This is a genomic window from Streptomyces caniscabiei, assembly GCF_014930365.1.
In the GTDB taxonomy this organism is placed as follows: domain Bacteria; phylum Actinomycetota; class Actinomycetes; order Streptomycetales; family Streptomycetaceae; genus Streptomyces; species Streptomyces caniscabiei.
This window is the reverse complement of sequence record NZ_JABXWI010000008.1, coordinates 389762-413408: the sequence shown is the minus strand read 5'-3', so window position 1 is coordinate 413408 and position 23647 is coordinate 389762. Positions and strand designations below refer to the sequence as shown.

Genomic DNA, 23647 nt, shown 5'->3' with positions numbered 1-23647 from the left:
CGGGCGTCGGATCATCAGACAGGAGCATCGCGTTGCGCGCACGTACCTTGCCGGTGGCCACGGCCGCCGCCCTCGCCCTGGCCGTCACCGGGCTCGGCGCCCCCTCGGCCGGCGCGGCGCCCTCCGGTCTCGCGGACGACTTCAACGGCGACGGCTACCGCGATCTCGCCATCGGCACCCCCAAGGCGAGCGGGGGCACGGTCACCGTCCTCTTCGGCTCCGCCTCCGGCGTCAGCCGGACCCGCTTCGTGAACGTCACCCAGAACACCCCCGGCGTGCCCGGCACCGCGGAGAGCGTGGACAAGTTCGGGGAGAACATCACCAGCGGCGACGTCGACCACGACGGCTACGCCGACCTGATCGTCGGCGCGCCCGGCGAGGAGGTCACCGGTAAGCCGCGCGGGTCGGTGACGATCGTGTGGGGCGGCGCCAAGCCGTTCACCTCCGGCGGGATCGCCCTCACCGCCCCGAGCGCCGAGGCGGCCGGCTTCGGCGAGGGCGCGGCCTTCGCCGACCTCGACGGGGACGGCACCGCGCAGCTCGCCGTCGTCGGCGTCGACACCTTCTGGTGGTACGGCGACGGCGGGCCCACACAGGACGGCGCGATCGCCCCCGAGGTCGACTTCCTGCCGGACGGTGTCCGCCTCGACGGCATCGTGGCCGGCCACTTCTCCTCCAAGGACGGCGGCAACGGCTTCGAGTACGTCCTGCACGGGAGCCGGACCGAGCCCGACGGCACCCCGGCCCCCGGCTACATCGGTGTGCTGCGCGGCGGTCCCGGCGACATCGGCTCCGGGCACACGGTCCTGAGCGACGACGGCACGACCGGCTCGGCGGCATGGTGGTCGTCGGCGGTCGCGACGGGCGACATCGACGGCGACGGCTACGAGGACCTGGTCGTCGCCGACTCCGCGGGCGGCAAGGGCGGTGCGTTCACGGTGCGGTACGGGTCGGCGTCCGGTCTGCCGCTCAAGGGCCGCACGTACCAGCAGGACAGTCCCGGGGTTCCCGGCACCGACGAGGCCTACGACGCGTTCGGTTCCGCGCTCGCCCTGGGCGACGTGACCGGGGACGGCCGCGCCGACCTCGCGATCGGCGCCCCCGGTGAGGGCGTCGACGGCAAGCGCACCGTGGGCGACGTCGTGCTGCTCAAGGGCGGTTCGGGCGGCCTGACCACCACCGGCGCCCAGTCCTTCCACCAGGCCACGGCGGGCGTGCCCGGTGCCGCGGAGGTCGGCGACCACTTCGGCTCCTCCCTGCGCCTGCGCGACATCAACGGCAACGGCAAGGCCGACCTCGCGATCGGCGCGTACGGCGAGGACGTCGTGCCGAACGGCTACGACGACGGCGCGGGATGGGTGCTGCGGGGCTCGGCCTCCGGCCTGACGACCACATCGGCGACGTCCTTCAACGCGACGGACTTCGGATACCCGGTGGTGGCGGGCCGGAAGTTCGCGAGCGTCTTCGCCCGCTGAGGCTGCCCCGCACCCCGTGCCGGCGCCCCGCCCCGGCCGCTCAGGCGGCGGGGCGGGCGTGCACGCTGACGGCGTAGCCACAACCGTCCTCGTAGGGGTCGCCGCTCCAGGTGGAGTAGCGCTGACGCAGCGTCAGTCCGGCCTGGCCGCACCAGTGGTCGAACTCCGTGAGGGTCACCGTCGGTTCCGGCAGCGGCAGATGGGCCGCGTCCAGGCCCATGCCGGTGACCAGGAGCCCGCCGGGGCGCAGTACGGCGGCCAGCTGCCGGACGACCGCCGCCTCGGTGCCGGGGGCGAGCAGCGGGATGACGTTCCCGGCGGCGATCGTCAGGTCGTAGCCCGGTTCGAGGCCGAGGGTGTCCAGCCGGGCCAGGTCGCCGAGGAGCCACTCCTGCGCGGGGGCCTCCCGGCGGGCGACGGCGAGCATCGAGGGGTCGATGTCCACTCCGGTGCAGGAGTGCCCCAGTTCGGCGAGCCGGATCGCGATCCGGCCGGTGCCGCAGCCGGCGTCGAGCACACGGGCGGCGGGCCGCGCGAGCAGCGCCGCGCAGAAGTGGGCCTCGCCGTGGACGTCCTGGCCCGACGCGGCGAGTCGCGCGAACCGCCGGGCGTACTCCTCCCCGGCCTGCCCGCCGGTCAGCTCGGCCCAGCGGTCCCGATCTCCGGTCATGTTCAGCACACCCTCCGGTCAGCCCACCCTGCGGACACGGCCCCGGTGCCGCTCCCGAGCCGACTGGATCTTAACGGTGGAGGCCCCGGTGGAACCTCAACCCCCTTGGCTCCTCGCCGCGTCGACGCCGCGGCGGGGAAGGCCGACGACCTCGCCGTCACCCGGTCCGGCAACACGGACCGGCGCGAGTTTGGAGCGGAACTGGCGCAGGAAGGCGGGCTGTTCGGTGATGCGGAGGCCGGGGACGAGGTGGGCGCCCTGGACCGTGCGGGCCAGCGTCCGGCCGATGTGGTCGAAGTGGCCGCGGGTGTAGGTCCTGCGGGGGACGGCCAGCCGCAGCAGTTCGTACGGGGCGCTGGTGAGGGGGGTGCCGTCCTCGTTCTCGGTGCCCAGGTACAGGGAGCCGAGTTCCACGGACCGGATCCCGCCCTCCAGGTACAGCTGGCAGGCCAGCGCCTGGCCGGGGAACCGGTGCGGCGGGATGTGCGGCAGCAGACGGCCGGCGTTGAGGTAGAGCGCGTGCAGCCCGGGCGGCTCGACGATGTCGACGCCGGCCGACCGCACGGCGTCCGCCAGATAGGCGGTGTCCTCGGCCCGGGCGCGGAGATACCCCGGATCGGTGACCTCGCGCAGCCCCTGGGCGACCATGTCCAGGTCGCGGCCCGCCAGTCCGCCGTAGGTCGGGAATCCCTCGGTGGCGATGAGCAGCAACTCGCAGCGCCGGGCCAGTTCGCTGTCGTGGAGGCCCAGGAAGCCGCCGATGTGGGCGATGCCGTCCTTCTTCGCGCTCATCGTGCAGCCGTCGGCGAGCCGGAAGGCCTCCTCGGCGACCTGGCGGGGGCTGCGGTCGCGGTGGCCGGGCTCGCGCCGCGTGACCAGCCAGGCGTTCTCCGCGAAGCGCGCCGCGTCCAGGATCAGGGGCACGCCGTGCTCACGGCAGAGCGCGGAGGTCAGGCTCAGGTTGGCCATGGACACCGGCTGGCCCCCGCCGCCGTTGTTGGTGAGCGTCATGATCACCGCGGCGACGCGGCCACCGTCGGGTCCTTCCAGGACGGCCTTGAGGCGGGTGGTGTCGATGTTTCCCTTGAACGGCTCGGGGCTGTCCAGGTCCGCGGCCTCGGGGCAGGGCAGGTCCCACGCCTCTCCCCCGGCCAGCGCGACGTTGGCCCTCAGGGTGTCGAAGTGCGTGTTGCTCAGGAAGATTTTGCCGGGCCCGAGGAGCGTGGAGGTCAGGAGACGTTCGGCCGCGCGGCCCTGGTGCACCGGCAGGATGTGCGGGTATCCGGTGAGTTCCCGGACGGTGTCGTGGAAGCGGTGGAAGGAGCGGGAGCCCGCGTAGGACTCGTCGCCGTCCATGGCTGCGGAGAGCTGGGCGGCGGACAGGGCGCCGGTGCCCGAGTCGGTGAGCAGGTCGACGGTCACCTCGTCGGCCCGCAGGTCGAAGAGGTTGTAGTGGACGCGGACGAGGGCGGCCTGACGCTGTGCGCGGGTGGTGACGGGGATCGGCTCGACGACCTTGATTCGGTACGGTTCCACGGTCGGTCTTCCCTTCGGATGTGCGCCGGAACGGATGGGTGGGTCGGTGCTCAGCCGCTCCGCGGTGCGGTGTCCTGCCGTGGGGGGAGGACGCGGTAGGCCTCGGAGGAGAAGTAGGTGGTGATCCGGGGTGCCTGCCGACCGGCCTGGACCAGGCTCAGATAGGAGATGAGGCCGACGCCGGCGGTCAGGGGGCGGGCGGTGAGCGCGGCGAGGGCCCGGTCGAGCGGCTCGGCTCCCACGCCGTACTGCCGCAGGAGCCGTACGGCACGGTCGCGGGCCACCCGGTCGTCGCGGACGTAGGCCCGGACGGGGACGTGCAGGGCGTGGCCGGTCGGGTGGTGGGTGTCCGCGCCGGTGAACGAGTAGCAGGAGACGAGCGGGAGCCGGTCGTAGGGGCCCTCCCCGGCGACGAGGCGGCACAGGTCCGCGACCCGTTCCGGGCAGGCTCCGGGCACCGGACGGACGGCGTCGGCCGCGTCGGCGGCCGTGGCGCCGGGGTGGACGACGTAGACCTTCACGCGCGGCTCGGTCCACGGGCCCACGTCCAGGGCGAAGAACATGAACCCGGCCCGCTCCGGCGAGCGGGCGGCCACGTGGCGCCGGACGGGTTCGAAGGCCCGGGCGTGGCCGAGCCTCGACATGGCCTCGGTGACGGTCTCCATGCCGCGCTCGGCGCCCCGGGCGCCCGGGTTCAGGTACAGCTTGACGCCCGGGGGTGCGGCCGGGCGGAGTTCGAGGGCGCACCACAGGGTCAGCGGCCCGTGGGGCGCCGGTGGGAGGAAGAGGTCGCTCAGGCGGGCCAGTTCGTCCGGCCCGAACCCCTCTTGGGCCGCCAGTCGTCCCACCGCCGCCCATGACGTGCGGGCGTTGTCCCGCAGCGACCGGGCGGCGGAGCCCGGGTCGACCAGCACCCGCAGGACGGGGGCGGCGCCGGCCGGGAAGGTCAGGGAGAACTCCACCGGCGAGTGGTCGTCCGAGACGAAGGAGGGCGACGGCGGCGGGCCGCCCATGGGCAGCGCGGCGGCCGGGCCCAGCAGTTCGGACAGCACCCGCTGGTGCGTGGTCCGCTGCCGCGCGTCGATGCCGACGACCTCGCACAGCCGTCCCAGCTGACCGGCGACGTAGTGCCCCAGGAGGTCCGGGGCGTGGCGGTGCTCGGTCCTCTCGGACGGGTCGGGGGCCGCGAGCGGGGGCGGGGTCGCCGCGCTTCCGCCCGGCCCGGGGGCGCGGTGCCGTGTGTAGGCGTTCATGTGTCCTCCTGGAGCTGGAGCGGTGGTGTGGTGGCGAGCCGCTCCGCGGGCTGGACCGGGCTTCTCGGTACGGGGCCGGTGCGGGAGCCGACGCACCGTTTGTAGCCGTCCCGCGTTGTTCACGGTCGGCGGGCCGGCGCTGAACAAACGCATGGTGAACAATCCCGAACGGCGCAGGGGGAGATGCGTCTCAGGTGCCACTGGGGGAAGGCCTCGCACGCCGGATCCTGGCCGGCTCGCCGCATCCGGCCGGCGAACTCCTCGTCGTCGTCGACCAGTTCGAGACTACGTAGGCGGATTGCCGTAGTTTCACGGACGCGCCCGGTGCGCGCGCCGAACAGACTGGACCCGCCATCGCCTCGACGAACCAGGGAGACCACATGCGTGCGGGTGCCCGTGTCCTCACGATCACCGGCCTGTCCGCCGCGGCGGTGCTGCTCACCGGGTGCGGCTCGACCTCGGAGGATCCCGCGGAGTGGTGGGGCGCCGGCGGCGAGACCCGGATACAGAACCTCGTCGACGACGTGTCCGACGTCAACCGGGCGAGGATGTCGCCGAGCGTGGTCCTGGGGGAGGCCTGCGAGAGCCTGCGGAAGCATGTCGCCGAGGCCGAGGAGTTCGAGTCCATCCCGGACGACGACATCCAGGAGACCTGGGCGGACGCCCTCGCGAGTTTCAAGCGCGGCATCCCGGACTGCGTCGCGGGGGTGGACGCGCAGGACGACGCCCTGGCCTCACAGGGCGTCATGGAGATCACGGGCGACGGTCTGCGGCACCTGAGGAGCACGGCGTCCATGCTCAGGACGAGCGTGGACGCCCAGTGACACGGGCTCGTCCCCTCGCGGGCGGCGCGCCGGGCGGTCGGCCCGGATCGCGCGGTCAGAGGAAGGCGGCGAGCCCGCTCAGGAAGCGGTCCACGTCGTCGGTGGTGTTGTAGGGGGCGAGGCCCGCGCGCAGGGCGGGGGCGTCGAGTCCGAGCGCGGTGAAGGGCTCGTAGGCGTAGAACGATCCGGCCGGTGCCACCACGCCGCGCGCGGCCAGATGCGCCTGGGCCTCGCGGGCGTCGCGTCCTTCGAGGGTCATCAGGAGGGTCGCCGTGCGGTCGGGGGCCTTCGAGTGCAGGGTGACGGCGTCGCCCAGATCCTCCAGCCCTGCCAGCATCCGTGCGCGCAGCGTCAGTTCGTGCGCGTGCAGGGAGTCCAGGGAACGGGTGAGGCGCTCCCGGCGTGAGCTGCCCGTGCCCGGGTCCAGCGCTGCGAGGAAGTCGACGGCGGCGGTGGCGCCCGCCAGGATCTCGTACGGCAGGGTGCCGAACTCGAAGCGCTCCGGCACCGTGTCGGGGGACGGCAGGAGCTTGTCCGGTCGCAGGGTTTCGAGCAGCTCGGGTGCCGCCGCGAGGACCGCGCAGTGCGGCCCGAGGAACTTGTACGGCGAGCATACGAACAGGTCGGCCCCGAGGGCGGGGACGTCCACGAGGTGGTGCGCGGCGTAGTGGACACCGTCCACGTACAGCAGGGCGCCGACGTCGTGCGCGCGGTCGGCGATGTGCCGGACGGGCGGCTTGGTGCCCAGCACGTTCGAGGCCGCCGTGACCGCGACGAGCCGGGTCCGGGGCGTCAGGGCCCGCTCGTAGGAGTCGAGGTCGAGCTCCGTGGTCCTCGGGTCGATCCCGATCCAGCGGACCGTGACCCCGGCCCGTTCGGCGGCCTGGATCCAGGGGCGGACGTTGGCGTCGTGGTCGAGGCGGCTGAGGACGATCTCGTCGCCCGGGTGCCAGCTCTTGGCCAGGTGGCGGGAGAAGTCGTACGTCAACTGCGTGGCGCTGCGCCCGTGGACGACGCCCTCGGCGGGCACGTGCAGGAGGTCGGCGTAGGCGGAGCGGAACTCCGCGACGGCGCGCTCGGCGTTGGCCTCGGAGGGGCTGACGGTCCCCCGGTTCGACAGGGGGCCGGTCAGGGTCGCGGCGACGGCGTCGGCGACCGGGCGGGGTGTCTGGGTCCCGCCCGGACCGTCGAAGAAGGCGAGCCCGGTGTCGAGGGACGGGAAGTGGGCCCGCAGGGCGGTCAGGTCGATGGCCATGGCCTCGGCTTTCTCTCGGTAGAGGGTGCCCGGCTCTCTCGGTGCGGGCGCCTGGCGCCTTCGGTGGGGGCTGGACCGCCCGGTGTCGCGGTGCCTCTACCGTTCCTACAGACTGAGCGGGAGTGAGTCCTGTTGCCAGAACCCATGCTCAGTCGAACGCCCCGGACGGTGTTGGGCGTTCTGGTTGCCCGCGTTCGCTCCACGTCCGGGCGGCACGGATCGTGTCCGTGGTCCGGGAATGCGGGGGCGGGTTTCCTCACGCCCGGCAACGCATGGTCGGGCCTGGACGGTCCGATGCCCCGCACGATCACTCCGGTCGTGTGGGGGCGGTGCCGTCCGTCGCCGGACCGGGTGCTGCTGGGCGCGCCTTCCGATCGCCACGGCGGCAGCCTCGTGGCGAGTCGTCTTACGGGTTGTCGTGGTGAGGGGCTTCTGCCAGTGCTGGGCACCCCAGCGGCTGGTGTAGGCCGGGTCGACCGCGATGACGGCGATCCCCGTGGCGTCGGCCATCGAGGCCAGCCGGGCGCGAAGCCGGCCGGTGGGCATGCCGGAGATCAGCCGGCGGAAGCGTGTGCGGCGGCCGTGTTTCTCCCGGGTCTTCTCGGCGGTGAAGTCCAGGTCCTCGACCGCGATCGCCGTCACGCCACAGGTGCGGGCCCAGTGCAGGAGACGGGTGAGGGCGTGGCGGACCTGCGCGTCACGATGCTGGGCGGTGCCGGTCAGGTCGTAGGAGAAGCGGCGCGGGCTGCCGGTGGGGTTGCCGTGGGTGTCCAGGTGCCAGGCGGCGAGGTGGTCGGCGTTCATGTCGACGCCGATCACCCCGTGCGCGAGCGCCGCCTCGATCGGAACGGTCGGAGTGGGCGGGATCTGCCAGGACGCGGTCACATACCAGCGGCCCCGGCCCGTATCCAGATGGATGCGGTAGGCGATCGCCCGGTCGGCTTCGACGCGGTCCGCCCAGTCACCGCCCCGGTGCGCGAACGCGATCTGGCCGGTGAGGACGTACCGTCCGTGCGGGGCGTTCGCCAGATACACGAGCGGCGTGGGCAGTTTGATGCTCACCTCGCCGTCGGGGCTGACGCGGATGGTCTCGTTGCCGTGGCGCTTGCCGGACTCCCCGTCGGCCTGGCAGAACCAGCGCTCCGCCTCCCACCGCACACGCCACGCGGACTCCGTCAGCCCGGCCGCCTCCAGGTGGTGACGGGCACGGGCCAGCCGCTTACCACCGCGCACCACGTGCACGATCCCGGCCTCGCGGTCGGCCCGCGCGGCGATCAGCCGGTCCTGCAGCACCCGCAGTCGCCGCGCCTTCGCGTGCCACTCCCGCCGCGACCGGTAACCTCCCGGCGCCTTCCGCGTCCCCTTCTGCCCGACCGGCAGGGACAGCCGGGTTTCGATGGTGCGGATGCCGGCTTCCAGGTTCTGGATGTGCGCCGACTGGCAGCGGCGGGCCAGTGCCCACTGGTCGTGCGTGGCCTTGGTGATGCTGCCCGCCCAGCGTGATGACGAGGCGGGTGTCAGCTCCCGCTTGCGGACCGCCCACGCCTTCCCGGAGTGCTCCAGGCCGTCCCGGCAGCGCGCCTTGAGGTCCTTCGAAGCCAGCGACCCCAGATGCCCGCCCACCAGACGCAGCACCTTCTCATCGCCCGGCGTCAACTGCTTGAGGCGGGTCCGCACGGCCACACCGGACGGGCCGGACGTGACGAACGGCGCCGCGATGCTCCGCACCTCACCCACCCCGCCACCCCCGCCCGACTCGACTCGACTCCAATAACCCGTCGCCCTGAGAAACGAGCACCACCCATGAAGGTCACGCATTCGATGAGAGAACGTCAGTTCGTCGCCGAAAACCGGCATCACAAGCCAGGAGCGCGGCCCGACACCCAGGTCATCCACACTCACCCCCGCTCACCAGAACACTCTTGAACGCACTCCAACGCCAGCAGTTCCAAACCCCGCGGCGCGCCGCCATGCACGTCCGCCGTCGTCGGAGATCCACAGCCCCTCGTCCCGCACCAGGTCGTACGTCGCCGTCGTCGCGTCCACGATGCCGTAGAGGGTGGTGCCCCCGACGGTGAACGACGTGAACGTCGCCGGGGTCGTCAGTTCGTGGAAGGCGCTGTTGGCGGGGTCGTCCGCGAGCCAGTAACGGCCGCCCTCCTCGCCGACGAGCAGCCGTCCGTCCGCGAGTACCTCCAGGACGAACAGTCCCGTCAGCTCTTTCCAGGGGATGCCGCCCGCGAGGACGGTGCGCCAGTGCGCGCCGCCGTCCGACGTGACCAGCAGGCCGCGCACGCCCTCGTCCAGGTCCAGGGCGACGGCCGCGGTGTCGCCCCGCGCGGCGAGGTCGGCGGCTCCGTACGCCTTCGGCACGGGCTCGGAGCCGAGGGTGCGGCCGTCACGCTGCCACACGACGCGGTACGGCTCCCCGGACAGCGCCTGTTCCACGCTCCAGACCGTGCCCCGCTCGTCCACGGCGAAGTCGACGGCCTCCTCCGGCAGTCCGGCCGGAGGTGCCGCGGTGCGTGTGGCAGGGCGGTAGACGAGGGCCGGCTCCCGCTCGGAGAGCAGGACGTCGCCGGAGCGGGGCCGCGACGGCGTGTCGGTGACGGTGACGTCGTGCCGCTCGCCCCGGACGTCGAGGAGGAACGCCCCCCGGTCCCCCGGCACCTGTACGAAGCCGCCGCTCACCCCCCGGAACGCGGGTCGCACGTCCTCGGCGTCGGCGTGTTCCGCGTGCTCGGCGACCGTGCGGCCGTCGGGTCCGACGATGCGCCAGGCGGTCGCGGCCGGGCCCTCGTCGTCCTCGACGTTGGTGGCGTCGTACGTCAGCAGCAGCGAGCCGTCGTCCGCGCCCACCACGCCGGAAGGAGCCCCGGCCGCCTCGATCACGTCGGCGGGGCTCGGGTGGGGATCCTCGATGACGCGCCTGTACCGCGCCTCACGGTCGCCGGAGGCACTGTCGTCGCCGCCCTCCGCGCCGCAGCCGCTCAGCATCGCGGCCGCGACGGCCAGGGCGACCGGACCGACCGCCGCCCGCCACGCGCGGCCCTTGCGCCGCGCCGGGACGCCGGTCACCGGAGGCTGCCCGTCAGGGTGTCGTCCTGCCAGGCGTTCAGCCGGTCGGCGAGCGGCGCGGTGCCGTCGAGAACGTGCCGGGAGAAGGCATCCCGTTCGTGGGCGATGACGGCGGCCTCCCAGACGCAGGGGGCGAGACCCGCGCGTCCCGGGCGGAGCCGGTCGGGCCGCCCGGCCGGACCGACGTAGACCGCCAGGTCGGACATGTGGCCCTCGATCCAGGTGTGGACCAGGACGTAGTCGCCGTCGCCGCCCGCGTGCACGATCAGGGCGGCGAGCCCCAGCGACCCGCGGACACGGCCGAGTTCGAGGTGCGCCGCCGCGATCCGCAGGGCCTCGGCGGTGTCCTGTTCCGTGACTCCGCGGCCCGGCGCCTCCAGCACGTACACCTTGACCAGATGACCGCCGGCCTCCCTCGTGCCCAGGGGCCGTACGGTGCGTCCGTGATGGTCCCGGGACAGCGCGAGCAGCGCCGCCGGGTCCACCGCCGCGGGGAGTTCGTGATCGTCCATGTGCCCATCATGCGGTGTCGAAGCCGCAACAGGAGCACGGGGACGGGGAGATGGAGCTCTCCGGCCCGCTATTCCGGCTGGGTCACCGTCAGTGCCCAGCGGATCGTCTCCGACGAGGCGTCGACCCCGACGGTGAAGGAGCCCATCCGCACCACACCGGCGTCCATGGTCACGGAGCCGATCCCGGCGGTGCCCGCCGGACAGTCGACGGAGAACGCGGCGACCTCCGTCTCCTGCGAGCGCATCGTCACCCGCACCTCTCCGCCGCCCTCGCAGGCCACCGTGAGGACGGTGGGCAGCCTGTCCCAGGCACCGCCCGACGCCACACCGCCGTCACCGGTCTGCTCCTCCACCCACACCAGGCCCTCGGGGCCGGGGTGGGGCAGCAGGGGATCGCCGGCCGCGGCGGCGGGCCCCATGCCCGAGCCCGCCAGCACACACGCCGTCAGCGCTGTCACGGCCAGGGCTTCTCTCGTTCGGTTCACGCGTACTCCCCCTGTCGACTGTCCTGAACGGCCACAGTCTGCCGGTGTGATCGTCACCGGACCTGAGTACGCGTACTCAGAAAGGATCAGGCCGGCCAAAACCCGTCACGCCGGGGGCCGGGTCGACACCGCCGTGCACGGGTCGGGACCGACGATGTCCACGTCACAGTGTCACAGTGCTGTCCGTGGACGGTTCCCTCTCGGTGCGAGCGGGTGGTGAAACCGCTCCCATGAGGCACGATCACCGGACATTCACACTTTCGGGGGGTTCCTCATGGCTCACACAGCTCGTTCGCGCCGTATCACCGCCGCACTCGCCGCCTGTTCGCTCGGCATCGTGGCCCTGACCGCGTGCGAGGGGGGCTCGGACAAGGCCGCGGCTGCCCCGAGCACGTCGGCGAGCGCGCCCGGCAAGGGTGCGGACAAGGGGTCGGGGTCGGACAAGGGCGCGGACGCGACGGCCTCCCCGGAGGACGACGGTGGCACGGGCGGTGGCAGTGGCGGCTCCTCCGGCGGTGGCGGCGGCACCCCGCCGTCGAAGGCCGGGTCGGGCGGGTCCGGGTCGGACAAGTCCGGGACCGACAAGTCCGGGTCGAAGGAGTCCGGGGCCGACGACGACCAGGACGGTGGCGTGGGCATGTGCGAGACCACCGACCTGACCTACAACGTCACCGTCGCGTCGAGCCCCGCCAGCCACGCCCTGCTGACCGCGACCAACAACACCGGCGACCCCTGCCTGCTGTCGGCGAACGACCTGGTGATCACGATTCCGGACCTGGACGGCGCCGCGGAGCACCGCGGACCCACCGTCGACGACTGGCTCCTGAACCCCGGCGAGAGAGCGTACGCGGGGATCCTGTTCGCGGGCCCCGGCACCGAGGGCGGCAAGACCGCCGGCCAGGTCGAAATCGCGCTCACGGCCGCCGAGAGCCCGACGACGGTGACGATCACCAACGGCCCAGTCACGGTCAACGACGGCACGGTCACCAGCTTCCTCGGAACGGCCGAGGACGCGCTGTCCTACTGACCTCGCCCGGGGCGCCGTCCCGGCGGCGCGGTCAGAGGTCCAGATAGAAGCGGATGGTGGTGCCGGCCTCGGTGGTGTGTACGCGCACCAGGTCGGCGACGTAGTGGACGAGCATCAGACCGCGCCCGCCCAGCTGGTCGCGCGCCGGGGGCCGGCGGCCGGCCAGGGGGTCGGTCAGCCGGCCCCGGTCGTGGACCTCGCAGACGACCTGCGGGCCCTCGGCCCAGACGCGCAGGGTGCCCGATCCGCCGCCGTGCACCACGCTGTTGGTGGTCAGCTCCGCCACCGCCAGCGTCAGATCCTGCGACCGGGCCCCGGTCAGGCCCAGTTGCCGCGCTTCCTCGACCGCGAAGGAGCGGGCCGACGGGAGCGCGTCCGCGTCGAACGTGAGGGAAGCGGCACCGGGCGGATGGCTGAGCGGCTGGTTGTAGCGGGCGACCACGCGCTCGGGATCGTAGCTGTCGCTGGCCAGTTCGACCCCCGCGTCGATGACGACGGGATGGGTGGCGTAGGCGTCGTCGAGCGTCTCCGGGGCGAGGGCGTCGGCGTCGTACGGGCACAGGATCGTCACGTCCCGGCCCTGGAAGGCCGCGTTGATCAGGGCCTCGTGCTGGACGCACGCCGGGTACTCCACGGCCGAGCGGTCGGCCCAGATCGGTTCGCCGATGATCCTCACCCGGCCACCGGGGTGGGCGTCGGCGAAGGCCCGCAGCACCCCGGGGATGATCCGCCCGGGGTTGCGGCCGACCCTGGTCATGTCGAGGAACTCGACCTCGTCTGCGCTCGCTCCGAGCGCGTCCCTGATCAGCTCCAGGTTGGGGCCGGGGACGGCGACCGCGATCGCCTCGCCGGCGGACAGTCCCGCCCGGAGGAACGGCACGGTGCCCGCGGTGTACTGCTCGCTCCCCCGGTAGAACAGCGCGGGGTGCACGAAGGGTTCGTGTTCACTGCTCGTGGCCGTACTCATCGGCCCGCCACCTCGATCGTCGTCAGGCCGGGCCAGAACATGTCCAGGATCCGCTCCAGCTCCGGCGGAGGACGGTCCACGACGATCCGGCCCGTCCCCAGTCGCTGCGCCGTGACCGCCAGCGCCGTGGCGCCGCCCACGTCGATGGACATCAGATCGGCCAGCTCCACGAAGGAGACGTCCGTGTGGGCGTTCGCCAGATCCTCCAGTGCGTGTTCCCAGAAGGAGCGGGTGATCACGTTGATCTCTCCAGCGGCTCGGATTCCCGGGCGGCCCGGCAGAGAGCGGATCTCCAGCGCGGTGTCCCCGTGCGACCGTGCCGACCTCGGCCCGTGCACGTCGTGGGAGGTGTCCATGTTCGCTCCCCCTGCCCCCATGTGCCGCTGTACGACGCGTCCCCGACCCCCGGCTCCCCGTCCGTACGGGACGGCGGGCAACGGACACGTCATCGTATAACTCGCCGGCGCGGAACGGCTCAACCGTCGTCCGGCCGGGCGCCGCCCGGTGACTGAGAGCCCGGGGACTGAGAGCCCGTCGGACGGAAACAGGCCGAGACCGTCTTGCCGTGCCGCTGGCACCTCATCTCCACGGTGTCGGCGAGCATCCGTACGATCCCCACGCCGCGACCGGAGGTCTCCCCCGCCTGAGGGGTGCGCAGGCGCGGCAGGGTCGGGTCCTCGTCGTGGACGTTCACGTGCAGGCAGTCGCCGTCCCAGGTGAGGATCAGCCGCGCGTCGCTGTGCGCGTGGATGTGCGCGTTGGTGAGCAGTTCGGAGACGGCCAGGATGACGGCGTCCACCGTCTCGGGCTCGTCCGCCGTCCATGGGAGTGACTCCAACTGCCTGCGTGTCCACCGCCGTCCGGCGTGCACGCCTCCCGACACGGGAAACGAGTGCGCCCATCCCTTCGCCCTGATGCCCGTCGCTCCGGTACCCGTCCTCTTGTTCGTCACCGACTTCCCCGTTCTCCCGTCCGACGTGGTCTCGTACACACCGTGTGCCCGCCAACCGCTCCCGCAGACGTTCCCTCCTACGGTGGTCGTGCCGGACGCGGTGATCAGTCCGGTACGGCCTGCGCCACCCGGACGCCCACGAGACAGGTGTCGTCGTCGGTGTCGGACCTGCTGTAGGTGAGGAGACGGTCCAACTGCTGGTCGAGCGTGGGGGGCACGGTGCGGGCGGCGGTGAGCAGCTGCGCCAGGGATTCCTCCACGGAACGGTCACGGCGTTCGATCAGGCCGTCGGTGTACATCAGCAGGGTGTCGTCGACGGCCAGTTGCAGTTCGTGTTCCTCGTACGTCGCCTCGGGCAGGGCGCCGAGCAGCAGGCCCTTGACCAGGGGCAGCGGCGTCGCCTCGGCCGCGCGGACGAGGACGGGCGGGAGATGGCCCGCCCTGGCCCAGCGCAGGGTGTGGCGGTGGGGGTCGTAGAGGCCGCAGACGGCCGTGGCGGTGACGGATCCGGTCAGGTGGTGGGCCACCATGTTGAGCCAGGCCAGCAACTGGCCCGGTCCGGCACCGGTCACGGCGAGACCGCGCAGCGCGTTGCGCAGGACGACCATGCTGGTGGCCGCCTCTATGCCGTGCCCGGCGACGTCCCCCACGCACAGCAGCACCAGCCCAGAGGGCAGCACGACGGCGTCGTACCAGTCGCCGCCCACCAGGTGCTGGGTCTCGGCGGGCCGGTAGCGGACGGCCACGCGCAGTCCGGGGGCCTCCAGCGGGGCCTGGGCCGGGGGCATGATCGCGTGCTGGAGCTGGAGGGTGAGCCGGTCGCGTTCGCTGGCCTGCTGCTCGGAGTGGGCGAGTTGGTCGCGGGTGGCGGCGAGGGCGACCTCCGTCCAGTGGTGGGCGGAGATGTCCTGGTAGGCGCCCCGGACGACGAAGAGCCGGCCGTCGGAGTCGAGGACCGGCTCGGCGACCACACGGATGTGCCGGGTGACGCCGTCGGGCCGCTGGAGCCGGAAGGCCGCGGACGCGGAGCGGCGGTGGTGCAGCAGGGTGCGCAGGAACCGGCCGATGGCGACGGCGTCGTCGGGGTGGGCGTGGGCGGGCAGGTCCTCCAGCGGGACGGGTCCGCTGATGGAGGGTTTGCCGTAGAGGCTGTAGAGCTGGCCGTTCCAGGTGATCTCGCCGGTGACGAGGTTCTCCTCGAACCCGCCGATGCGGCCGAGGCGCTGGGCGTGCTGGAGCAGACTCGCCAGCCGTGCGGTCTCGTCCTCTATGCGCCAGATGAGCAGGACGCTGCCGCCGTGCCGGGTGATGTTGATGTCGGCGACCGCCGCCAGCGGGACGTCCTCCACGAGCGAGGTGAGCCGCATGCGCCGGGCGCGGAACGGCTCACCGGTGGCGTAGACACGTTCGACCTGCTCGAACAGTTCGCTCTCACCGGCGGCCATGGGATACGTCTCCAGGAGCAGGGCTCCGTTGACGACGCCCCGGGGCCGGCCGGCCGGGTCGAGGAAGCGGCTGTTGACGTGGTGGATGCGGAAGTCGACCAGTTCCCCGGTGGCGTCCAGGTGCGGGACGAGCACCAGGGCGGGGTCGTGGAGACCGTCGGCGAGGTCCATCAGTTCGGCGACGTCGGGCAGGGTCCCGGGCCGCGCGTCGCCCTCGCCGCGCGGCGGGGCCAGGGTTCCCAGGGTGTGGGCGCAGAGTTCGGCCAGGGCCTCGACCTGGCGGACGATCTGCGGGGGCTGGGCCTCCAGCGGGGTGGGCCAGACGATCTCCAGCACTCCGTGGATACGGCCGCCGGTGCCGGCGGGTACGGCGACCCGGCCGCCGTCGGGATGGTGGTGCCGGCCGATGGAGGGCAGGCCGGTCTGCGACAGGCTGGCGATCCACTGACCGGCCCGGTCGCCGAGTCCGCGGCGGGCGACGGTGACCACGCCCGGCGGGACGTACCGCCAGCGGGTCGCCTCGGCGGCCGAGAAACCGGCGCTGCCGGCGAGGGTGAGGGAGCCGTCGGCGCCCAGCGCCCAGATCGCCACGGCTTCGGCGCCGAGCGGGGTCAGGGCGTGTTCCAGGAGGGAGTCGGCCACGGCCTGGGCGTCGTGGGCGGCCAGCGCGGCGCTCTCGGCGGTCCGCAGCCGGACGGCGAGGGAGCCGCTGTCCGGTGCCTCGTCGGCGTCGTCCCGGCCCGTGGTGGTCGCGAGCAGGGCGGTCGTCATCTCGGAGAGCCGGTCGCGGGCGGCCTGGTTGATCACCTCGACGGCGAACTCCAGCGGTGTCACGCCCGCTTGTTCGGTCAGTTCGGCGAGTTGCAGAGCGGCCTGGGCCGGCCCGCACCCGAGCCGCTCGACGAGGATGCCCTTGGCCAGTTCGATCACGGCCCGCCCGTCGGCCTCCGCCTGGGCCGCCTGCACCTCACGCCGCAACCGCTCCACGGTCGCGGCGAGCCGGCCGACGGGCGAGGACTGCGCCTTGGTGTCCAGAGCGGTCACATCGACCGCGGCCGGGTCGTCGACCGCGCGCTGGTGGTCGGCGGGAAGCTGGTGGCCGGCCGCGGGAGGGCCGGCGACCCCGTGCGGGTCGCCGGTCAGGGGCAGGGCGTCAGTCGTAGGCGGCGCGTCGGTCGCGCTCGGCCCGTCGGCACCCGGCGAATCCGGCGCGGCGACCGCCGACGGCTCGTCCGGCGCGGCGGCCGACGACGGCTGGTCCGGCGCGTCGTCGGCGTGCGGCGGCGCGGCCGGCTGGTGGGGGTTGCTCACGGTTGACCTGTTCCTCGGCTCGGGCGTCGCGGGACGCCACGCGGTGGGCTGGTGCGCGCGGCGATGTGACGCCCCGTCATACGGTCAGCCACCGTCGGACGCGGCCGATGAGGTCACCGGTGTCGACCGGCTTGGTGACGTAGTCGTTCGCGCCCGACGCGAGGCTCTTCTCCTGATCCCCGGGCATGGCCTTCGCGGTGACGGCGATGATGGGCAGGTCGGCGTACTGGGGCATCGCACGGATCTCCGAGGTCGCGGTGTACCCGTCCATCTCGGGCATCATCACGTCCATCAGCACCAGCGAGACGTCCGGGTGGGCGAGCAGCATCTCGATGCCCCGGCGGCCGTTGTCGGCGTGCAGGACGTGGAAGCCGTGGAGTTCCAGCATCCCGCTCAGGGCGAAGAGGTTACGGGCGTCGTCGTCGACCACGAGGACCTTGCGGCCGAGGAAGGCGCCGTCGACGACCTGCTCGGCGGGGCGCTGGTTCTCCTCGGCGCGCACCAGGGACAGCACGTCCCCCGGCTCCTCGGCGGACAGGTGCAGGGTGATGCGTTCGCGCAGTTCGTCCAGGCTGGAGAGGAAGTCCAGCGGGCGGCCGTCCGCACGGGAGCGCAGCGCCTGTTCGTGCGCCAGGTCCACCCGGTGGCCGGTGTGCACGAGGACGGGGACGCTGGCGAGTGCCGAGTCGCCCTCCATGGCCTCCAGCAGACGCGCACCCTCGTCGTCGGACAGGGCGAGTTCGAGGACGACGCAGTGGCAGGGTTCGGCGGCCAGGGTGCTCGCGGCCTCCTGTGCTCCGACGGCGGTGATGATGTCGATGGCGCCGAGGGGGTCGCCGTCGGACGCGAGGTCCGCGACGGCGCGTTCGGCGACGAGGGTCAGCAGTCCGCGGGGGCGGTCCTCGACGACCAGCAGACGGCGTCGGCGCTGCTCGGGCACCGCCGCGGACGCGAGCTCCGGCCGGGACGCCGACGGGAGGTCACGGCCGGTGGTGTCCGGGTGCTCCGTCGGCCGGCCGTCGCCGTCGAGCAGTTCCTCGAAGTCGTCGCGCGCCACGGGCAGGTAGAGGGTGAAGGTGCTGCCCTGCCCGGGTGTGCTGTCGACGGTGACGGCGCCGCCGAGCAGATGGGCGATCTCCCGGGTGATCGACAGGCCGAGGCCGGTGCCGCCGTACTTGCGGCTGGTGGTGCCGTCCGCCTGCTGGAACGCCCCGAAGATCGTCTCCAACTGCTGCTGGGGGATGCCGATGCCGGTGTCCTCGACCCGGAACGCCACGACGGGACCGCCCCGCAGGACGCTCACGGGGATCTCGCGGTCCACGGCGGGTTCGATACGCAGGGTGACGCCGCCGTCCTCGGTGAACTTCACCGCGTTCGACAGCAGGTTGCGCAGGATCTGCCGGAGCCGGGAGTCGTCGGTGAGCAGGTCGGCGGGCGTGCCCGGTGCGGTGGCCACCGCGAAGTCCAGGTTCTTCTGCGACGTCATCGGACGGAACGTGGCCTCGACGTACTCCAGGAGCTTGCGCAGCGGGACGCGCTCGGGGGCGACGTCCATCTTGCCCGCCTCGACCTTGGACAGGTCGAGGATGTCGTTGATCAGCTGCAGCAGGTCCGAGCCGGCCGAGTGGATGATGCCCGCGTACTCGACCTGCTTGGGCGTGAGGTTGCGTGAGGGGTTCTGGGCGAGCAACTGGGCGAGGATCAGCAGGCTGTTGAGCGGGGTGCGCAGTTCGTGGCTCATGTTCGCCAGGAACTCCGACTTGTACTTGGACGCCAGGGCCAGCTGCTGTGCGCGGGTCTCCAGCTCCTGCCGCGCCTGTTCGATCTCCAGGTTCTTGGCCTCGATGTCGCTGTTCTGCGAGGCGAGCAGGGAGGCCTTCTCCTCCAGTTCGGCGTTGGAGCGCTGGAGTTCGTCCTGCTGGACCTGCAACTCCTCGGACCGTGCCTGGAGTTCGGCGGTCAGCCGCTGGGACTCCCCCAGCAGTTCGTCGGTGCGGGCGTTGGCCACGATGGTGTTGAGGTTGACGCCGATGGTCGGCATCAGCTGGCTGAGGAAGTCCTGGTGGATCTGGGTGAAGGGGGTGACGGAGCCCAGTTCGATGACGCCGAGGACCTGGTCCTCCACGACGATGGGCAGCACCACCAGGGCACTGGGCACGGCCTGTCCGAGTCCGGAGGAGATGGTCACATAGCCCGGCGGCAGTTCCTCGACGCTGATGGGACGGCGGTTGCGCGCCGCCTGCCCGACCAGGGAGCGGCCGACGGGAATGCGCTCGGGCCGGTCGGTGTCGTCGGGGTAGCCGTAGGAGCCCACCAGCCGCAGTTCGGGGCCGCGTTCGGTGTCCTCGGCGAGGTAGAAGGCGCCGTACTGGGCGGAGGCCAGCGGCGCGAGCTCGTCCATGATGAGTTCGGCGACGACGGGCAGATCGCGGTGGCCCTGCATCAGGCCGGAGATCCGGGCGAGGTTGGTCTTGAGCCAGTCCTGCTCCTGGTTGGCCCGGGTGGTCTCGCGCAGGGACTCCACCATGGAGTTGATGTTGTCCTTGAGGTCGGCGACCTCGCCGGAGGCCTCCACGGTGATGGAGCGGGTCAGATCGCCCTCGGCGACGGCGCTGGTGACCTCGGCGATCGCGCGGACCTGCCGGGTGAGGTTGCCGGCCAGTCCGTTGACGTTCTCGGTGAGCCGCTTCCAGGTGCCCTCGACGCCCTCCACCTCGGCCTGTCCGCCGAGCCGGCCCTCACTGCCGACCTCACGGGCGACGCGGGTGACCTCCGCGGCGAACGACGACAGCTGGTCGACCATCGTGTTGATGGTGGTCTTCAGCTCCAGGATCTCGCCGCGCGCGTCGACGTCGATCTTCTTCGACAGGTCGCCGTTGGCCACCGCCGTCGTGACCAGGGCGATGTTGCGGACCTGGCCGGTGAGGTTGTTGGCCATCGAGTTGACGTTGTCGGTGAGGTCCTTCCAGGTGCCGGCGACGTTCGGCACGTGCGCCTGGCCGCCGAGCCGTCCCTCGGTACCGACCTCGCGGGCGACGCGGGTGACTTCGTCCGCGAACGCGGAGAGCGTGTCGACCATGGTGTTGATGACGTCCGCGAGGGCCGCGACCTCGCCCTTGGCCTCGACCGTGATCTTCTGGGAGAGGTCGCCGCGCGCGACGGCGGTGGCGACCTGGGCGATCGAGCGGACCTGGCCGGTCAGGTTCGACGCCATCACGTTGACGTTGTCGGTCAGGTCCTTCCAGGTCCCCGACGCGCCCCGGACGATGGCCTGACCGCCCAGGTTGCCTTCCGTGCCGACCTCGCGGGCGACACGGGTGACCTCGTCGGCGAAGCCGGACAGCTGGTCCACCATCGTGTTGATGGTGTCCTTGAGCTGCAGGATCTCACCACGGGCATCCACGGTGATCTTCTGGGAGAGGTCGCCCTGAGCCACCGCCGTGGCCACCTGGGCGATGTTGCGGACCTGGGAGGTGAGGTTGGCCCCCATGAAGTTCACGGAGTCCGTGAGGTCGCGCCAGGTGCCCTTCACACCCTTGACGTCCGCCTGCCCGCCGAGCCGTCCCTCGGTGCCGACCTCCCGGGCGACGCGCGTGACCTCGTCGGCGAACCCGGACAGCTGGTCCACCATCGTGTTGATGGTGTTCTTCAGCTCCTGGATCTCGCCGCGGGCGTCGACCGTGATCTTCTGCGAGAGATCGCCCTCGGCCACCGCCGTGGTCACCTGGGCGATGTTGCGGACCTGCGAAGTGAGGTTCCCCGCCATGAAGTTGACCGAATCGGTCAGGTCGCGCCAGACGCCGCCGACGCCGGGCACCTGGGCCTGACCGCCGAGCCGGCCCTCGCTGCCGACCTCCCGGGCGACCCGGGTGACCTCGTCGGCGAAAGCGGAGAGCTGGTCGACCATCGTGTTGACGGTCTCCTTCAGCTGAAGGATCTCGCCACGCGCCGGGACGTCGATCTTCTGTGACAGGTCGCCCCGGGCGACGGCGGTCGCCACCTGCGCGATGTCGCGCACCTGGGTGGTCAGGTTGCCCGCCATGGCGTTGACCGAGTCGGTGAGGTCGGCCCAGGTGCCGGAGACGCCCGGCACCTCGGCCTGACCGCCGAGCGTGCCCTCGGTGCCGACCTCGCGGGCCACCCGGGTGACCTCCGAGGTGAACACGGACAGCTGGTCCACCATGCCGTTGAAGACGGTGGCGATGTCGCCGAGCAACCCCTCGCCGTCGGACGGCAGCCGGGTGCCGAAGTCGCCGTCCCGCACGGCGGTCAGTCCGGCCAGGAGCTGTCGTAGCTCCTGCTCTCCCGGAGCCCGTTCGGCGGTCTCGGTCGTCTTGCCGCTCATGCGCACCCTCGTTCCGCTCCCCAAGAGCCCTCGCGCCGAGGACTCGGAACCCGCGCCGGGCCGTGCAGGGCCCGCTCACCGGCCGGATTTCCGCAGTTCACGGAACGGCCGGATGAGAAAATCCGGTGAAGGTTAACGCAGTTGTCGTCCGACAACCAAAGCCGGTCGCGAAGATCCCGGCCGCCCCGAAAAGATACCTCCCCAGGCGGAATACCCACCGTTTCGCGGGGCACTCGGGATGGTTTCGCGCCGCCGCCGGCCGTGCCCCGAGACCGCCTCGGCAAGGGTGCTTTCAGCCGCTTTCCGGCCACCTGTCCGCCCCGGTACGACCCGCCCCCAGACCTGGCGCCCGGCGCGCTGTCCAGTCCACCGTCCGGACCCCTGCCCAGTCCACCGTCCGGTCCACCGTCCGGTCCACCGTCCGGACCTTCCCGGCCATCCACCGCTCCGCCCGTCGACCCCGTCGTCGACGGCCGAGGAGCAGGCGCCCGCTCGTACCCCCGCTCCGCGCGCCCGCGCGCGCCGTATATGGGGGCCCATCCCCCATGCGCCGCCCCAGGCCCCCCGGGGACCGTGGGGGCGGCCCGGCGCACCGGTGGTGCGCGTGGCTCGACGAACGCAAGCGAGAGGGAGTCCATGGGAAGAGAAGCGTTACTCCGGGTCCTGGTGGTCGCGGTGATGGCCGCGTCCGCGGTGACGTTGACCGGAGGGCCCGCGAGCGCGGCCACGGGTGTCTTCAAGAGCGGGACCAACGTGGTCGTCAACGCGGCGGCGGGGCGCGCCAACAACATCACGGTCAGCCTGTCCGGAAGCAACGTCGTCATCCAGGACACCGCCGACACCCTGACCGCCGGGGTCGGCTGCTCGGTCCAGGTCAACGGGTCGGTGGTCTGCCCGGTGAACCTCAACTCCGACACGGTCGTGGTCAACGCCGGTGACGGCAACGACATCGTCACCAAGACCGGCAACGTCCGCGGTGACCTGAAGGGCGAGTCCGGCAACGACGTCATCAACGGCGGCCCCAGCCCGGGCAGCAACATCCTCAACGGCGGCCCGGGGAACGACACCCTGAACGGCGGCGTCACCTTCGACCTCCTCATCGGCGGCACGGGCGCGGACCGGCTCAGCGGCGGGGGCGGCGCCAGCGACATCGCCAGCTACCTGGAGAGCGGCTCCGGGGTGGTCGTCGACATCGACAACGCCGCCGACGACGGCATCGGCGGCGAGGGGGACAACGTCCTCACGGACGTCGAGATCGTCTACGGCAGCCCGTTCGGCGACACGCTCACCGGCGGCACGGCGGGCGACATCCTGTCCGGCTTCGGCGGCAACGACCTCCTCGTGGGCGGCGCGGGCAACGACACCCTCGTCGGTGGCGCCGGCGGCGACAGCCACAGCGGCGGGGCGGGCAACGACACCCTCGACGCCGTGGACGGCGTGTTCGGGAACGACTCCCTCAACGGGGGCACCAACACGGACACCTGCACGGCCGACACGAACGACACCAGGAGCGCCTGCGAGGCGTGAGGTGACGGGGCGGGGCCGGATCGCACGGAGACGCGATCCGGCCCCGCCGACGTTCCCGCCCACAGGACGACGTGGTGCCCCCGACGTCACTGCCCTCGGCGTGCGGTGAGGGTGACGGCGTGCCCGGTGCCCCGCCGGTGAGGGCACCGGAGCCGGCATGCAGAATTCGGCCAGGACGTGCAACTGCCTACGGCCGAAAATCGTCCCTTTCTCCCGAGCCGACGGGGCTCACGGAGATCGCGAACAAGCAGGAGGGGGACGCGCCATGAACGTGACACCGAGGAAGACCCGCCGCAGACCCGGCACCGTCAGGGCGATCGTGCTGAGCGTCTGCGCCGCGGGGGCGCTGAGTCTGACCGGCTGCTCGGGGGACGGCGGTGCGGAGGCCGCCGACGGGGACGCGAAGGCGAGCGCGACGGCGACGGGCGGGACCCAGGACAAGGCCGGCGGAAAGAGCGGGGGTACGGCCGGGACACCTGACGCGAAGGCGTCCGCGACCCCGGACGCCGGCACCGGGAAGTCCGGGGCCGACCCGGACGCCTCGAAGCCGCCCGCCGCCGACGCGACGGGCTCCACGGCCTCGGGCGGCGGCAGCAGCGGCGGTGGCGGTGGCGTCGATGACGGCTGCGACCACAAGATGCCCATCTCCCCCGACGAGATCGCGGTCTACCGCTACACGCCCGAAGGCGGATCCCTGAGCCTGATCGTCAAGCACGGCAACTGGGGATGCGGCACCCCAGACTCGGACGGCGCCCCCTTCGAGACGGTCGGCAAGGAGACGTACATCCCGATGGACCAGGCCGCGGCCATCACCGTGACCGACCCCGTCGTTCAGAGCACGACGAACCAGCCCATCGGCGTGCAGGAGTTCCTGGACTGGATCGAGGCCCATCCGGACTCCGGACTCGTCTTCACCTACCACCTCGGCGACAACGGGGCCATCGACCGCCTCGACGAGGTCTTCACCCCCTGAGCGAGCACGCTC

Annotated in this window: 18 protein-coding genes; 5 read left to right on the top strand and 13 right to left on the bottom strand. The window is 72.4% G+C overall.

Annotation, left to right across the window (positions count from 1 at the left end):
* Positions 1 to 32 precede the first annotated feature (32 nt).
* Positions 33 to 1475, top strand: coding sequence for an FG-GAP and VCBS repeat-containing protein (locus HW837_RS24010; RefSeq protein ID WP_196789154.1), 1443 nt, complete (start codon positions 33 to 35; stop codon positions 1473 to 1475).
* A gap of 40 nt (positions 1476 to 1515) precedes the next feature.
* Here the strand turns inward: HW837_RS24010 and HW837_RS24005 are convergent, their stop codons facing one another.
* From HW837_RS24005 to HW837_RS48820, 3 genes are all read right to left on the bottom strand, one after another.
* Positions 1516 to 2145, bottom strand: coding sequence for a class I SAM-dependent methyltransferase (locus HW837_RS24005; RefSeq protein WP_045555831.1), 630 nt, complete (start codon positions 2143 to 2145; stop codon positions 1516 to 1518).
* 96 nt (positions 2146 to 2241) lie between these two features.
* On the bottom strand, positions 2242 to 3681 hold the full coding sequence (locus HW837_RS48130; protein ID WP_093789092.1) for a tryptophanase: 1440 nt from the start codon (positions 3679 to 3681) through the stop codon (positions 2242 to 2244).
* 50 nt (positions 3682 to 3731) lie between these two features.
* The gene (locus HW837_RS48820) at positions 3732 to 4934 is read right to left on the bottom strand and encodes a tryptophan dimethylallyltransferase family protein (protein ID WP_193380249.1); all 1203 of its coding nucleotides are present in this window, start codon (positions 4932 to 4934) and stop codon (positions 3732 to 3734) included.
* A 380-nt stretch (positions 4935 to 5314) separates the two neighbouring features.
* Between HW837_RS48820 and HW837_RS23990 the strand changes: the two genes are divergently transcribed.
* Positions 5315 to 5758 carry a hypothetical protein gene (locus tag HW837_RS23990; protein WP_045555472.1) on the top strand — a complete coding sequence of 148 codons (444 nt, stop codon included), beginning with the start codon at positions 5315 to 5317 and terminating at the stop codon, positions 5756 to 5758.
* A 55-nt stretch (positions 5759 to 5813) separates the two neighbouring features.
* Here the strand turns inward: HW837_RS23990 and HW837_RS23985 are convergent, their stop codons facing one another.
* The 5 genes from HW837_RS23985 to HW837_RS23965 all read right to left on the bottom strand — a co-directional run bounded on the left by HW837_RS23985 (position 5814) and on the right by HW837_RS23965 (position 11088).
* Positions 5814 to 7013 carry a cysteine desulfurase-like protein gene (locus HW837_RS23985; RefSeq protein ID WP_045555473.1) on the bottom strand — a complete coding sequence of 400 codons (1200 nt, stop codon included), beginning with the start codon at positions 7011 to 7013 and terminating at the stop codon, positions 5814 to 5816.
* A gap of 105 nt (positions 7014 to 7118) precedes the next feature.
* Positions 7119 to 8750 carry a transposase gene (locus tag HW837_RS23980; RefSeq protein WP_193380247.1) on the bottom strand — a complete coding sequence of 544 codons (1632 nt, stop codon included), beginning with the start codon at positions 8748 to 8750 and terminating at the stop codon, positions 7119 to 7121.
* A 171-nt stretch (positions 8751 to 8921) separates the two neighbouring features.
* Positions 8922 to 10091, bottom strand: coding sequence for a hypothetical protein (locus HW837_RS23975; protein ID WP_045555475.1), 1170 nt, complete (start codon positions 10089 to 10091; stop codon positions 8922 to 8924).
* Positions 10088 to 10603: a hypothetical protein gene (locus HW837_RS23970; RefSeq protein ID WP_045555476.1), complete on the bottom strand. Its 516-nt coding sequence runs from the start codon at positions 10601 to 10603 to the stop codon at positions 10088 to 10090. Before HW837_RS23970 ends, HW837_RS23975 begins: the two co-directional genes overlap by 4 nt.
* 68 nt (positions 10604 to 10671) lie before the next feature.
* The gene (locus HW837_RS23965) at positions 10672 to 11088 is read right to left on the bottom strand and encodes a hypothetical protein (protein ID WP_234442405.1); all 417 of its coding nucleotides are present in this window, start codon (positions 11086 to 11088) and stop codon (positions 10672 to 10674) included.
* Positions 11089 to 11362: 274 nt separating this feature from the next.
* Here HW837_RS23965 and HW837_RS23960 point away from each other — a divergent pair, with 274 nt between their 5' ends.
* Positions 11363 to 12115: a DUF4232 domain-containing protein gene (locus HW837_RS23960; protein WP_045555477.1), complete on the top strand. Its 753-nt coding sequence runs from the start codon at positions 11363 to 11365 to the stop codon at positions 12113 to 12115.
* A gap of 31 nt (positions 12116 to 12146) precedes the next feature.
* Here HW837_RS23960 and HW837_RS23955 read toward each other — a convergent pair whose 3' ends face one another.
* The 5 genes from HW837_RS23955 to HW837_RS23935 all read right to left on the bottom strand — a co-directional run bounded on the left by HW837_RS23955 (position 12147) and on the right by HW837_RS23935 (position 21135).
* Complete coding sequence (locus HW837_RS23955) at positions 12147 to 13082, bottom strand: anti-sigma factor RsbA family regulatory protein (RefSeq protein ID WP_045555478.1); 936 nt, start codon at positions 13080 to 13082, stop codon at positions 12147 to 12149.
* Positions 13079 to 13438 carry a metal ABC transporter ATPase gene (locus HW837_RS23950; protein WP_045555479.1) on the bottom strand — a complete coding sequence of 120 codons (360 nt, stop codon included), beginning with the start codon at positions 13436 to 13438 and terminating at the stop codon, positions 13079 to 13081. The genes HW837_RS23955 and HW837_RS23950 overlap by 4 nt, the downstream gene beginning before the upstream one ends.
* A 119-nt stretch (positions 13439 to 13557) precedes the next feature.
* Positions 13558 to 13998, bottom strand: coding sequence for an ATP-binding protein (locus HW837_RS48815; RefSeq protein ID WP_045555835.1), 441 nt, complete (start codon positions 13996 to 13998; stop codon positions 13558 to 13560).
* 140 nt (positions 13999 to 14138) lie between these two features.
* Positions 14139 to 16790: a SpoIIE family protein phosphatase gene (locus HW837_RS23940; RefSeq protein ID WP_093789088.1), complete on the bottom strand. Its 2652-nt coding sequence runs from the start codon at positions 16788 to 16790 to the stop codon at positions 14139 to 14141.
* A gap of 76 nt (positions 16791 to 16866) precedes the next feature.
* Positions 16867 to 21135: a HAMP domain-containing protein gene (locus HW837_RS23935; RefSeq protein WP_093789087.1), complete on the bottom strand. Its 4269-nt coding sequence runs from the start codon at positions 21133 to 21135 to the stop codon at positions 16867 to 16869.
* Between the two features lie 636 nt (positions 21136 to 21771).
* Here HW837_RS23935 and HW837_RS49640 point away from each other — a divergent pair.
* The gene (locus tag HW837_RS49640; protein WP_045555481.1) at positions 21772 to 22662 is read left to right on the top strand and encodes a calcium-binding protein; all 891 of its coding nucleotides are present in this window, start codon (positions 21772 to 21774) and stop codon (positions 22660 to 22662) included.
* A 265-nt stretch (positions 22663 to 22927) separates the two neighbouring features.
* The gene (locus tag HW837_RS23925; RefSeq protein WP_093789086.1) at positions 22928 to 23635 is read left to right on the top strand and encodes a hypothetical protein; all 708 of its coding nucleotides are present in this window, start codon (positions 22928 to 22930) and stop codon (positions 23633 to 23635) included.
* Positions 23636 to 23647 lie beyond the last annotated feature (12 nt).